The sequence below is a fragment of the Chryseobacterium hagamense genome (assembly GCF_007991455.1).
In the GTDB taxonomy this organism is placed as follows: domain Bacteria; phylum Bacteroidota; class Bacteroidia; order Flavobacteriales; family Weeksellaceae; genus Chryseobacterium; species Chryseobacterium hagamense.
Genome location: NZ_BJYJ01000001.1, coordinates 426,657 through 438,709, shown reverse-complemented (window position 1 = coordinate 438,709; position 12,053 = coordinate 426,657). Strand labels below are relative to the sequence as shown.

The window sequence follows — 12,053 nt, the reverse complement described above, 5'->3', positions numbered from 1 at the left end:
AGATAATAATAACTAGAAACTTCCCGCATCCAGCCTCCTTCTTCCAGCCTTCTTCTTCTATTTTTCCTTCTTCTTTTTCTTTTTTTTGTCCTTTTCTTTATCCTTCTCCTTGCCTTTCTTTTTGGTCTTCTTAGGATTCAGGACCTCATCGGCATATTTAAATTCTTCAATTACTTTTAAGGGCTTGATTTGAATGACCGGATTAAATTCCGTCAGGTCTTCTTTTGAAATAAACCGTTCATGAAGGAGGAAGCTGACAATTTCCTTTCCGGAATCATGAAAAAAATGATGCACCAGCTCATTCAGCAGAAATTTCCGGTATTCTTCCATGGGCAGAACGACGCTGTATTTAAAGATCCTTCCTTCTTTTTCGGTGGCGAGATATCCTTTTTCAACTAATATTTTTAAGTAGGTAGAAACGGTATTCTGATGCGGCTTCGGCTCGGGATGCTGTTCCATAACTTCCTTCAGATAAAAGGATTCCAACTTCCAGAACAGCCTCATTAAATTTTCTTCCGCAGAGGTAAGATGGTTGATTTTCATAGTGAATGCTTAATGTTGAAACTGAATATTGCAATAAAGGTAAAGAAAAGATACTATAAAAGCAATTCCGGCCCCCATGAATACTTCCTTTGGCGTATGCCGCTTCAGGATAATCCGGGTAACTCCTACCAGGATGGCAATCGCCAGCCAAACCAACCCCATGGTTGGGCTCAAAGCAAAAAATAAAGCTGCTACAAATACATTAAAAGCAGTATGCATGGAACTTTTAATAAAAAAATTACTGATCTGGAGGGCAAAAAGCAGGATCAGGATAAAAAGCATCACCAGGTCTACATAGCCGTTTTTGAAATAGTTAAAGGCAATATAGAAAACCACACAGGTGGCGATGAATACATACAGGCTTTTCCGCTGAACCCTGTTGGAGACGTCCATATTGGTATACCGCCCCGTTTTTACATTCCATACCAGCCAGGTTATTACCGGGGCAATAATGATCAGCAGGATGGGAAGGAAGTACAGCACCGAATTTTTCAGCGAGTATTTCATGAAACTCATGTAGGCGAAAAACAGGAATAATGAGAGTAACGGATTAAAAAAATCGGAGATGACTTTTGATAGTTTATAGAGCAGCGGAGACTGATTTTCTTCCATATTTAAGTTTGACGGTGTAAATATAATATTATAACTAAAAAAACAATGGGTAGGTATACAATAAAAACGAAGTTTTTTTTATAATTTTGCTCAACTATTTCATCATAATTAAGCAAAGGCTAGCACATGAAAGAATTTTCTAAAGAGGTATACCTGAAGTGGTATGAAGATATGACAATGTGGAGAAGGTTTGAAGACAAATGCCGTTCTCTTTATCTAAAACAAAAAATCAGAGGTTTTTTACATTTGTATAACGGTCAGGAAGCGATTCCTGCAGGGTTTACCCATGCTATGGATTTAACCAAAGATAGTATGATCACCGCTTACAGATGCCACATCCATCCGATGGCGATGGGAGTAGATCCGAAAAGAATCATGGCCGAACTTTGTGGCAAAGCTACAGGTACGTCCGGAGGGATGGGCGGATCTATGCACATTTTCAGTAAGGAGCACCGGTTTTACGGAGGGCACGGGATTGTAGGAGGACAGATTCCTCTGGGAGCAGGAATTGCTTTTGCCGATAAATATTACGACCGGAAAGCTGTAAATATCTGCTTTTTCGGAGACGGTGCCGCAAGACAGGGTTCATTACATGAAACGTTTAACATGGCGATGAACTGGAAGCTTCCGGTAATTTTCGTCGTGGAAAACAATCAGTATGCAATGGGAACTTCTGTAAAAAGAACCGCTAACCACGAGGATATCTATAAATTGGGATTGGGCTACGAAATGCCTTGTCTTGCCGTTGATGCCATGGATCCTGAAAAAGTGGCTGAAGCTGCTTACGAGGCGATCGAAAGAGCAAGAAGAGGAGACGGCCCTACCTTTATTGAAGCCAGAACCTACCGTTACAGAGGACACTCGATGTCTGATGCCGAGCCGTACCGGTCTAAGGAAGAAGTAGCCGTTCATAAAAATGATGACCCGATCGAGCTGATCAAACAGAGAATCCTTGCGAACAGCTGGGCGACTGATGAAGAGCTTGAGGCAATGGATAACAAATCAAGGGATTTCGTGGAGGAATGCATCGAGTTCATGGAAAACTCCCCGTATCCTGATCCGGAGAAAATCTACGAGTATGTATATGCTCAGGAAGATTATCCGTTCTTAGACAAATTAGAAAACTAAAAAAATAATGAGTCAATTTGGGAATCTGAAAATTTGAAAATGAGATCTATATATCCTTTTTTAATTTTCAAATTAACAAATTACCAAATTTTCAAATTAAAATAAATTATGGCAGAAGTAATTACAATGCCACGTCTTTCCGATACAATGACGGAAGGGAAAGTGGCTAAATGGCATAAAAAAGTAGGAGATCAAGTAAAGGAAGGTGATATTTTAGCTGAAATTGAAACCGATAAAGCGGTCCAGGACTTCGAATCTGAAATAGAAGGAACCCTTCTGTATGTAGGAGTTGAAGAAGGCAATGCTGCTGCAGTGGATTCTGTATTGGCGATTATCGGGAAGGAAGGCGAGGATATTTCCGGATTAACCGGCGGTGAAGCTCCAAAATCCAGCGATTCCGAAGAGAAAAAGTCTGAGGAAGACCATAAAACGGAAAATAAGGCAAGCAGCATCGAACAGGCTGATGCCGAAGTTCCTGCAGGAGTGGAAGTGATTACGATGCCAAGACTTTCGGATACGATGACGGAAGGAAAGGTGGCGAAATGGCACAAAAATGTCGGGGATACCGTAAAAGAAGGAGATCTTCTGGCAGAAATCGAAACCGATAAAGCCGTTCAGGACTTTGAATCTGAATTCAACGGTGTCCTGTTGAAGCAGGGCGTTGAAGAAGGCGGTGCAGCTCCGGTTGATTCCGTTTTAGCGATCGTAGGCCCGGAAGGAACAGACGTTTCATCCGTTGGGGCTCCGAAGGCAGCCGGTTCATCTTCAGAAAAGCAAACTGAGCAAAAGACCGAACCGAAAAAAGAAGAGGAAAAAGCGGCTCCCAGTGCTGAAGCTTCATCTTCAGACCGGGTGGCGATCTCTCCGCTGGCTAAGAAAATGGCTCAGGATAAAGGAGTAGATCTTCACAGCATCCAGGGTTCAGGGGAAAACGGAAGAATCGTTAAAAAAGATATCGAAAATTACCAGCCTGCTGCCAAACCGGCGGCTTCTGCTCCGGCAGCTAGTCCTGCAGCAGCTCAGGTGGCTTTGAGCTTCGTACAGGGTGAAGATACCGAGTCTCAGAACTCTCAGGTAAGAAACATTATTGCAAAACGTCTTTCCGAAAGCAAGTTCTCTGCCCCTCATTACTATCTGATGGTAGAGATCAATATGGATAAAGCCATTGAAGCGAGGAAAGAAATCAATTCTTTACCGGATACCCGAATTTCCTTCAACGATATGATCATCAAGGCGACGGCGGTTGCACTGAGAAAACACCCGCAGGTGAATTCAAGCTGGGCCGGCGACAAGATCATCCACAGAGGGAATATCAACATCGGTGTAGCTGTGGCTATTCCAGACGGATTGGTGGTTCCGGTTCTTAAGAATACCGACCAGATGAACTACACCCAGATTTCTGCAGCCGTGAAAGATATGGCCGGAAGAGCGAAAAACAAAGGTCTTAAAGCCAATGAAATGGAAGGTTCCACGTTCTCCATTTCTAACCTCGGAATGTTTGGAATCGAAACCTTTACCAGCATAATCAACCAGCCGAATGCAGCCATCCTTTCCGTAGGCGCCATCATTGAGAAGCCGGTGGTGAAAAACGGGCAGATCGTAGTAGGAAACATCATGAAGCTTTCCCTGGCCTGTGACCACAGGGTAGTAGACGGTGCTACCGGTGCCCAGTTCTTACAGACTTTAAAAACATACCTGGAAAGCCCTTTAACGCTGTTACTGTAATTTCTGATCAACGTTTTAACCAATAGAAAAAGTTTACCGGATTTCCGGTAAACTTTTCTGTTTTCATATCTGTTAAACCTGATTTTGATCACAGGATAAAGGAAAATCGGTAAATCCTCCTTATCTTTAAATGATGAAGACAGGAAAACTGAAAATGGATAAGCAGAATATCTTTCTGCTGCTGCTGGTCACGATGGTTATTGCCGGCAAAATAATCCCGTTCCGGGACGGATACAATCAATATTTTAATCTATCCGTATTTATCGACTGGGGAATTGCTGCCATTTTCCTGTTGTACGGGCTGAAGCTGAACATCCGGGAAATTGTAAAAGACATTTCCAACTGGAAGCTTCACCTTCTGGTACAGGCAGGCACATTCGTAATTTTCCCTTTGCTGGTTATTCCTTTTTACGGACTGGTAAAAGATTCCGCCTATTTTATTACGTGGCTTTCGATATTTTTTCTGGCCAGTCTCCCTTCCACGGTATCCTCTTCGGTGGTGATGGTTTCCATTGCCAAAGGAAATATTACGTCTGCGATTTTTAATGCTTCAATATCCGGAATTATCGGTATTGTGATGACGCCTCTGCTTATGAGCTTCTTCATCGAGCCGGACCAGGGAAATGTGAATAATTCCGAGATTATTCAACAGTTGCTGCTAAAAGTGTTGCTGCCTATCATCTTAGGACTTCTATTAAATCCGTTATTCAAAAATTTAGTTGCGAAATACAGCAAAGTGATTGCAGAATTTGATAAGCTGATCATCCTGCTGATCGTCTATGAAAGTTTCTCCGAAGCTTTTGTACAGAATGTTTTTGCATCGGTGCCGCCGGTGGTATTCATCATTATTGCTGCCAGTGTCATCACTCTGTTTTTCTCAGTTTATGAAATTTTAAAGCTCATCTCCGGAAAGCTGCATTTTAAAAGAGAAGATGTAATTACCACAACGTTCTGCGGCTCAAAAAAATCATTGGTTCACGGAAGTCTTTTTGTCATGGTATTAGGGATTCCCGAAGACCAGAAAGTACTGTTTCTGCTTCCGGTGATGATTTACCACAGCTTTCAGCTGTTTTATGTCAGCTGGCTGGCCAACAGGATTGAGAAAAGTTCACGTCCCCATACGATATAACTTATAAATCGCGCTTTATTCCTTTTCAGATTTAAATCAATTCACTATTTTTGAATTATGATTAAAGCGAGGAATATCCATAAATTTTATGGGAATTTAGAAGTACTGAAAGGGGTAGATATCTATATCAAAACGGGGGAAGTCGTATCCATTGTCGGAGAATCCGGAGCAGGAAAATCCACCCTGCTGCAAATTCTCGGAACTCTGGATCAACCCACTACTTCCGGTAAATTCGATACGGAAATTTCCATTGCGGGAGAATCTTTTATCAATATGAACGACCGGCAGCTTTCTAAGTTCAGAAATCAGAATATCGGTTTTGTGTTTCAGTTTCATCAGCTGCTTCCTGAATTCACCGCGCTGGAAAATGTTCTGCTTCCTACGAAAATCGCAGGATTAAATGAAAAAGAAGCAGTGGAAAAGGCGTATGGCTTATTTGAGGACCTTAAAATAGAACAGAGGCTCCATCATAAACCCAACCAGTTATCAGGAGGGGAAGCCCAGCGGGTGGCTGTGGCCAGAGCTTTGATCAATTCCCCTAAAATCATCTTTGCCGACGAACCTACGGGAAATCTGGATTCCAGAAATGCAGATGATCTTCACCGGCTGTTCTTCGATCTCAGGGATAAATACAACCAAACCTTTGTGATCGTAACGCACAACCCTAACCTCGCGGAAATTACCGACCGGAAACTGGTGATGAAAGACGGACTGATTATCGAATAAAAACACTGCAAATCAAATGATGAAAACCTTCCTTCTTCTGATTTTATTAATCTTTTCAGGCTCAAAATCTGAATCTCCAGCTTCAGTTTCCCAAGAGCTGCCGGCATCTGAGATTTTGAAGGTCAAAAATTTTATTAAAGGAAAGAATTATAACCAGGACCTGGCGGTTTTCATTAATTTCAGGATCCATTCCGGAAAATACCGGTATTTCCTGTATGACCTGAAAAATAATAAGATCGTACAAAAAGCCATTGTAGCCCACGGTGATGGTTCCATCATTAAAAACTCATCTGCACTCCGGTTCGGCAATACCGACGGTTCGCACCAGTCGTCTCTGGGGAAATATGAAATCAGGGAAAGCTATACCGGAAAATTCGGAAAAGCATACCGGCTGGATGGCCTGGATGAAAGCAACAGCAATGCCAGATCAAGAGCCATTGTGCTTCATTCGTATGATAGTGTTCCCGATAAAGAATCATCACAGCCTGCATGCCTGAGTTTTGGTTGTCCCATGCTTTCAAAGAAGGCTTTTAGCGAAACTTCAAAATACATTGATCAATCGGATAAAACCATCATTTTATACGCTTTTTATTAAACTGAATAACCCATGAAAAATATTTCTATTCTTACTGCCGCATGTTTAATGGCAGTGGCCTGTCAGAAAAAAGAACTTCAGAAAGAAAACCTGTCCCTCAATCTTCCGAAAGGGTTTGAGCAGACCTTAATTTACTCCTCTTCGACGGAAGGAAATAATAACGGTGGAATGAATGAAGCAACCGAGGTGAAATTCAGGGTGGATTCCGTGGATAAAAGTTCCAATTATTATATCACGGGTGAAATTATGAGAATGACCTTCAACCAGAAAATGTTTGGAGAAGAAATTCATTTTGATTCGCGGGAAGCTTCCGGTACCAGTGATGAAATGACAGAAGATATCAAACCGATGATTAACAATCCGTTTACCTTTAAAATAGATAAGTTCGGGAATATTCTTGAGAAACAGAAATTCATCGGGGAAGGTTTGGACGGAAGCGATGTAAGCCAATATAACATCATCCCGTTTGCTTTTCCCAGGGAATCTGTGGAACAAGGGTTTACCTGGAGGGTCGATACTTCCAATCCCATGACCAAAGCCATTATGCCGGTGGCCAGTAATTTTACATACAAAGGACGTAAGAATAATAAGGTTGAGTTTGCCGTTAATTCCACAATGAAGGGAATGGAGGGAATGATGAAAGATACGGATATTACAGGAACTTATGTTTTCGATGCCAAAACAAAAGCTTTACTGTCTGCCGAGCGGACAATGCCGGTTCAGATAGGCGGCGGGACGGCAACGTTTACTATTACTCCGAAGATCAACGGTTTTTAATCTGTTTTTTTATGGCCATTAAATTTTTAGCGGAAGACGACAGACCAAGAGAAAAATTTTTACTGAAAGGGATCAATTCACTTTCAGATTCTGAATTATTGGCCATTATCCTGAGAAGCGGAAGCCGCGAGGAAACCGCTATTGAGCTGGCACGGAAAATCCTGAATTCGGTAAACCACAGCTGGCATCAGCTGAGCCTGCTTTCGGTGAAAGATTTAATGAAATTCAAAGGTGTTGGGGAAGTAAAGGCTATTGCCGTTGCCACAGCGCTTGAGATTGGCAGACGGAGAGCGGCACAGGAAGTACCGGAGAAATCACTGATCGCGTGCAGCAATGACGGATACCAGATCCTCAGGAAATATCTGTCGGATCTCAGAACTGAAGAATTCTGGGCCATTTTCCTGAACCAGAGCAACCGGGTGCTTCATTTTACCCAGCTCACACATGGCGGAATCAACCAGTCGATTGTTGACGTCAGGATTTTATTTAAGACAGCTTTGGATCATTATGCCACTGCCATTATCATTGCCCACAATCACCCTTCCGGAAACCTTAGGCCCAGTAAGGAGGACCTTGAGATCACGCGGAGAATCAAGGAAGCCGGAAAGATGCTGAATATCCAGCTGCTGGACCATCTGATTATTACCCAGAATTCCTATTTCAGTTTATCAGACGACGGATTGTTATGATTAGAAGACTGAAATACCAAGAAATCGATTTTGATAAATATGCAGCCTGTATTGAAAACTCGGTACAGAAGAACTGGTATGCCCGGAAAGATGTGCTGGACCAGCTTTCAGGAAACTGGCATATTCTGGTAGAAGGAGATTACCAGGCGGTGATGCCTGTTCCTATCCGGAAGAAATTCGGTCTGAACCTGGTGGTCATGCCGCTTTTCTGCCAGCAGCTGGGGGTTTTTGCACAGGAAGACCAGCAAATAATAAATGACCGGTTTTTAAATTTTCTTAAAAAAAAATATATGGTCTTTTCTTATGCCTTTAATGATCAAAATTTTTTTTCAGAAAATTTGGCGAAAAGAAAAAATTATATCATTCCTGTATCTGATTATTCTGTCCTGAGAAGGAAGAAATACTTTAAAGGCAGAAAATCCACGGCCAAATGTGCCCAGCATCTCACTTATAGGGAAATCGAATTTAATGAAGTGCATTTTTCTTTCATGCAGAAGAACTTTAAGGGGCTGAATAAGGAAGGGGATGTAGAGAAATATAAAAATTATTTACATTTTTTGCATGAAAACAAATTCCTGAAGCTGGCAGGTGCCTATCTGGGAGAAAAACTCATCAACATCTCCGTACTGATTGATGAAGGGGATCAGCTGTCTTTGTTGGGGCTTATTAATGATGAAGCGTACAGGGATGAAAACGGACCTACATTTCTTATTGATCAGATCCTAAGCCTTTACATTCATGAAAAGAAATTTAATTTTATGGGAAGCAACATCCGGGGAATCGAAGTTTTCTTCAAAAGTTTCGGGGCCGGACTGCTGGAATATCCGGTTTGGGAAAATAAAATACTGAAAAAATTCTTTTAAAGACTGTTTATATTCTGATTAGGAAAATTTTCCGTTTCCTGAATTAAAATAAGCCTGGTTTATTCTTCACTATGATACGATAGTTTCAGCGATTTCAAAAATCAAATGAATGCCTCTGATCAACATAAACATTGATTTTCCAATCTAAAACACCTTAATTTATTAATGTTAAAAGATAAGGCTCAATTTAACCTTATTATAAAGTTTTATTGTTTAATTTTCATCGGTAGATTAAGAAAATATTAGTAATTTTGCTACCTCAAATTATGGCTAGTTTTTCAGGATATTTACCCTATGCTTTTGCATTGATTATTGCAATACCTTTTTTGGTCCTGCTCCGGCAGTTTGTATTTACCTATATCAGACTGAAAGAACAGGAAATCCGGCTTCTTTCCGTTAAATCAAATTCGGAAAATAAGACCCAGTCTTATGAAAGGATGACCCTGTTCATGGAAAGGCTGAAACCTTCCAACCTGATCCAGCGGTTTGACAAAGGCCTGGCTGCCCACGAATTTATCTTCCTTACGGAAAAAGCTATTAGTGAAGAATTCGATTATAATGCTTCGCAGCAGCTATACATCACCAAGAGCTCATGGCAGAACATCGTCGATTCTAAAAATTCAGTTATCACGTTGCTTCACAAGACCTACGAAGAAGGAAACGGAAATATCAACCTGGACGAATTCAAAACCATTCTCCTGATGAACTATATGGAAGGGGAAGACTACATCTCCATGACCATCGAAGATCTGAGAAAAGAAATTATTATAATAGCTTAATTAAAAAAATAAAAATTTAAATAAATGATTCCAAATTTTAAAGCACATCCGTGGCACGGGGTTTCTGCAGGAGAAGATGCGCCGAATGTTGTAAATGTTTTCGTGGAGATCGTTCCTTCAGACACCATCAAGTACGAAGTAGATAAAGAGACAGGATTTCTGAAGGTAGACCGCCCGCAGAAGTTTTCCAATATCATCCCGGCATTGTACGGTTTTGTTCCAAGGACCTACTGCGATACGGCTGTGATGAACCTTGCGATTGAAAGAGGTGCTACAGACGTAAGCATGGGAGACCACGATCCTCTGGATATCTGCGTACTGAGCTCACACAACATCCACGCCGGCGGTTTACTGATGGAGGCGATTCCGATCGGGGGCTTTAAAATGATCGACGGAGGAGAGGCGGACGATAAAATTGTGGCCGTAATGATCGGTGACCATGCTTTCGGACATTTCAGGGATATTTCAGAATTGCCTGAAGCGGAAGTGAAACGATTAATGCATTATTTCCTTACTTATAAAAACCTGCCGGATGAGCCTGCCAAGTGCAGAATCCAGGAAGTATACGGAGCTGAACATGCCAAAAAAGTGATTCAGGCATCACAGGAAGATTACCAGAACAACTACGGAGGGTAAGAGCTCTGTTTTTATAAAAGATTGAGGGATAAACGAAATTTTCGTTTATCCTTTTTTATTTAACCATCTGCATCAAATATTTCTGATAACAAATGCCTCTAATCAATCGGAAAATACGGACAGTCCCTGCAAATAAAGCAATTTAAATAAATTTTAAGGCTGCAGGTTCTTCATTTTATTTCAAAATAAATAAATTTGTAAGACAAAAGTTTATACAAAATGTCGAAAAAAGCAATATTGGCGATCCTTGACGGATGGGGACTGGGGACCAATCCTAATGTTTCAGCACTGGATAAAGCAAACACTCCTTTTATAGATAGCTGCCTTAAGAATTTTCCGAATACCACACTGGAAGCCAGCGGGCTTGCGGTAGGACTTCCTTTCGGACAGATGGGGAATTCCGAAGTAGGGCACATGAACCTGGGAGCAGGAAGAGTGGTTTACCAAAACCTGGTAAAGCTGAATATGGCGGTGGAAAACGGATCTTTGGGCCAGCAGAAAGTCATTCAGGATGCTTTTGCCTATGCTAAAAGAGAAAACAAAAAAGTGCACTTCATCGGGCTGGTTTCTGACGGAGGCGTACATTCCCATATTAACCATCTAAAAGGTCTTTTAACCGCTGCCCATGAATTCGGCCTTCACGAAAATGTTTTTGTTCATGCCTTTACAGACGGTAGAGACTGTGATCCGCATTCAGGAAAAGGATTTATTGAAGACCTTCAGAAGCACATGGAAAAAACGGTCGGAAAGCTGGCCTCCGTAGTCGGAAGGTATTATGCGATGGACCGTGACAAAAGATGGGAACGTGTAAAAATCGCTTTTGATGCAATGGTGGAAGGGGTAGGTGCCCAGACCACAAATGCATTGTTGGAAATCCAGAAATCGTACGATGAGAATATTACCGATGAATTCATGAAGCCGATCATCATGATTGATTCTACAGCCATCGGAAATGTGGTTCCGGTAGCGAAAATCAATGACCATGATGTCGTGATCTGCTTCAATTTCCGCACAGACCGGGGACGTGAGATTACCGAAGTGCTGACGCAGCATGATAACCCAGAATATTTTATGCGGAAGCTGCCGTTGTATTACGTGACGCTGACGAATTACGATAAAACCTTTGAGAACGTTCATGTGGTTTTTGACGAAGAAGTTTTGCAGGAGACCATGGGGGAAATTCTGGAAAGGAACCATAAAACGCAGATCCGGATTGCGGAGACGGAAAAATATCCCCATGTTACCTTTTTCTTTTCCGGAGGAAGGGAAGAACCGTTCAACGGAGAGAAAAGACTGCTTTGTCCGAGTCCGAAAGACGTCCCAACCTACGATCTGAAGCCTGAAATGTCTGCCTATGATATAACAAATGCGATTTTGCCGGAACTGGAACACGAAACGGCGGATTTCATCTGCCTGAATTTTGCCAATACCGATATGGTAGGACATACCGGTGTTTTTGAAGCAGCCGTAAAAGCCGCAGAAACCGTAGATCAGTGTATCGAAAAAGTAGCCACGACTGCTTACGAGCATGGATATGCCGTTTTTATCCTGGCCGATCACGGAAACTCCGATGTAATGATCAATCCGGACGGTTCGCCGAATACCCAGCATTCCACCAACCTGGTTCCTTTTATTGTCATGGATAAAGACCAGACCTGGAATCTGAAACCCGGAAAGCTGGGGGATGTGGCACCAACCATTCTTAAAGTAATGGGAATTGAAGCTCCCGAGATTATGTCCGGAGATATTTTGATCAGTTAAAAATTCAACAATATAATACCACACTTGCCGTTATGATTTAAATAACGGCAATTTTTTATGACGAATATCAGAAGAATTAACATAACATTA

Annotated in this window: 13 protein-coding genes; 11 read left to right on the top strand and 2 right to left on the bottom strand. The window is 41.7% G+C overall.

Going from position 1 to position 12,053, the window contains the following annotated elements; all coding sequences use genetic code 11:
• Window positions 1-57: 57 nt before the first annotated feature.
• Window positions 58-543 carry a BlaI/MecI/CopY family transcriptional regulator gene (locus tag CHA01nite_RS01900; RefSeq protein ID WP_146939523.1) on the bottom strand — a complete coding sequence of 162 codons (486 nt, stop codon included), beginning with the start codon at window positions 541-543 and terminating at the stop codon, window positions 58-60.
• Between the two features lie 9 nt (window positions 544-552).
• Window positions 553-1,155 (bottom strand): phosphatase PAP2 family protein, encoded by a 603-nt coding sequence (locus tag CHA01nite_RS01895; RefSeq protein WP_146939522.1) that lies wholly within the window; start codon window positions 1,153-1,155, stop codon window positions 553-555.
• Between the two features lie 126 nt (window positions 1,156-1,281).
• Here CHA01nite_RS01895 and pdhA point away from each other — a divergent pair, with 126 nt between their 5' ends.
• From pdhA to gpmI, 11 genes are all read left to right on the top strand, one after another.
• A complete protein-coding gene (gene pdhA / locus CHA01nite_RS01890) occupies window positions 1,282-2,283 on the top strand; it encodes a pyruvate dehydrogenase (acetyl-transferring) E1 component subunit alpha (protein WP_146939521.1) in 1,002 nt (333 codons plus the stop codon).
• A 108-nt stretch (window positions 2,284-2,391) separates the two neighbouring features.
• Window positions 2,392-4,008: a dihydrolipoamide acetyltransferase family protein gene (locus tag CHA01nite_RS01885; protein WP_146939520.1), complete on the top strand. Its 1,617-nt coding sequence runs from the start codon at window positions 2,392-2,394 to the stop codon at window positions 4,006-4,008.
• A 130-nt stretch (window positions 4,009-4,138) separates the two neighbouring features.
• Window positions 4,139-5,137: a bile acid:sodium symporter gene (locus tag CHA01nite_RS01880; RefSeq protein ID WP_228458319.1), complete on the top strand. Its 999-nt coding sequence runs from the start codon at window positions 4,139-4,141 to the stop codon at window positions 5,135-5,137.
• Between the two features lie 57 nt (window positions 5,138-5,194).
• A complete protein-coding gene (locus CHA01nite_RS01875) occupies window positions 5,195-5,863 on the top strand; it encodes an ABC transporter ATP-binding protein (protein ID WP_146939519.1) in 669 nt (222 codons plus the stop codon).
• Window positions 5,864-5,978: 115 nt separating this feature from the next.
• Complete coding sequence (locus CHA01nite_RS01870; RefSeq protein ID WP_262712129.1) at window positions 5,979-6,458, top strand: murein L,D-transpeptidase catalytic domain-containing protein; 480 nt, start codon at window positions 5,979-5,981, stop codon at window positions 6,456-6,458.
• A 12-nt stretch (window positions 6,459-6,470) separates the two neighbouring features.
• Window positions 6,471-7,235, top strand: a complete 765-nt coding sequence (locus tag CHA01nite_RS01865) for a DUF6263 family protein (protein WP_146939517.1) — start codon at window positions 6,471-6,473, stop codon at window positions 7,233-7,235.
• A gap of 11 nt (window positions 7,236-7,246) precedes the next feature.
• Window positions 7,247-7,924: a RadC family protein gene (radC, locus tag CHA01nite_RS01860; RefSeq protein ID WP_146939516.1), complete on the top strand. Its 678-nt coding sequence runs from the start codon at window positions 7,247-7,249 to the stop codon at window positions 7,922-7,924.
• The gene (locus CHA01nite_RS01855) at window positions 7,921-8,787 is read left to right on the top strand and encodes a hypothetical protein (RefSeq protein WP_146939515.1); all 867 of its coding nucleotides are present in this window, start codon (window positions 7,921-7,923) and stop codon (window positions 8,785-8,787) included. Before radC ends, CHA01nite_RS01855 begins: the two co-directional genes overlap by 4 nt.
• 266 nt (window positions 8,788-9,053) lie before the next feature.
• Window positions 9,054-9,566 carry a DUF7935 family protein gene (locus CHA01nite_RS01850; RefSeq protein ID WP_146939514.1) on the top strand — a complete coding sequence of 171 codons (513 nt, stop codon included), beginning with the start codon at window positions 9,054-9,056 and terminating at the stop codon, window positions 9,564-9,566.
• Window positions 9,567-9,590: 24 nt separating this feature from the next.
• Window positions 9,591-10,202 carry an inorganic pyrophosphatase gene (locus CHA01nite_RS01845; RefSeq protein ID WP_146939513.1) on the top strand — a complete coding sequence of 204 codons (612 nt, stop codon included), beginning with the start codon at window positions 9,591-9,593 and terminating at the stop codon, window positions 10,200-10,202.
• 219 nt (window positions 10,203-10,421) lie between these two features.
• On the top strand, window positions 10,422-11,963 hold the full coding sequence (gpmI, locus tag CHA01nite_RS01840; RefSeq protein WP_146939512.1) for a 2,3-bisphosphoglycerate-independent phosphoglycerate mutase: 1,542 nt from the start codon (window positions 10,422-10,424) through the stop codon (window positions 11,961-11,963).
• Window positions 11,964-12,053: the final 90 nt, after the last annotated feature.

Coding starts and splice junctions, on each gene's coding strand:
- CHA01nite_RS01875 (WP_146939519.1), top strand. CDS start 5,195: ATGATTAAAGCGAGGAATATCCATAAATTTTATGGGAATTTAGAAGTA.
- pdhA (WP_146939521.1), top strand. CDS start 1,282: ATGAAAGAATTTTCTAAAGAGGTATACCTGAAGTGGTATGAAGATATG.
- CHA01nite_RS01895 (WP_146939522.1), bottom strand. CDS start 1,155: ATGGAAGAAAATCAGTCTCCGCTGCTCTATAAACTATCAAAAGTCATC.
- CHA01nite_RS01855 (WP_146939515.1), top strand. CDS start 7,921: ATGATTAGAAGACTGAAATACCAAGAAATCGATTTTGATAAATATGCA.
- CHA01nite_RS01880 (WP_228458319.1), top strand. CDS start 4,139: ATGATGAAGACAGGAAAACTGAAAATGGATAAGCAGAATATCTTTCTG.
- CHA01nite_RS01900 (WP_146939523.1), bottom strand. CDS start 543: ATGAAAATCAACCATCTTACCTCTGCGGAAGAAAATTTAATGAGGCTG.
- CHA01nite_RS01865 (WP_146939517.1), top strand. CDS start 6,471: ATGAAAAATATTTCTATTCTTACTGCCGCATGTTTAATGGCAGTGGCC.
- radC (WP_146939516.1), top strand. CDS start 7,247: ATGGCCATTAAATTTTTAGCGGAAGACGACAGACCAAGAGAAAAATTT.
- CHA01nite_RS01850 (WP_146939514.1), top strand. CDS start 9,054: ATGGCTAGTTTTTCAGGATATTTACCCTATGCTTTTGCATTGATTATT.
- CHA01nite_RS01885 (WP_146939520.1), top strand. CDS start 2,392: ATGGCAGAAGTAATTACAATGCCACGTCTTTCCGATACAATGACGGAA.
- gpmI (WP_146939512.1), top strand. CDS start 10,422: ATGTCGAAAAAAGCAATATTGGCGATCCTTGACGGATGGGGACTGGGG.
- CHA01nite_RS01845 (WP_146939513.1), top strand. CDS start 9,591: ATGATTCCAAATTTTAAAGCACATCCGTGGCACGGGGTTTCTGCAGGA.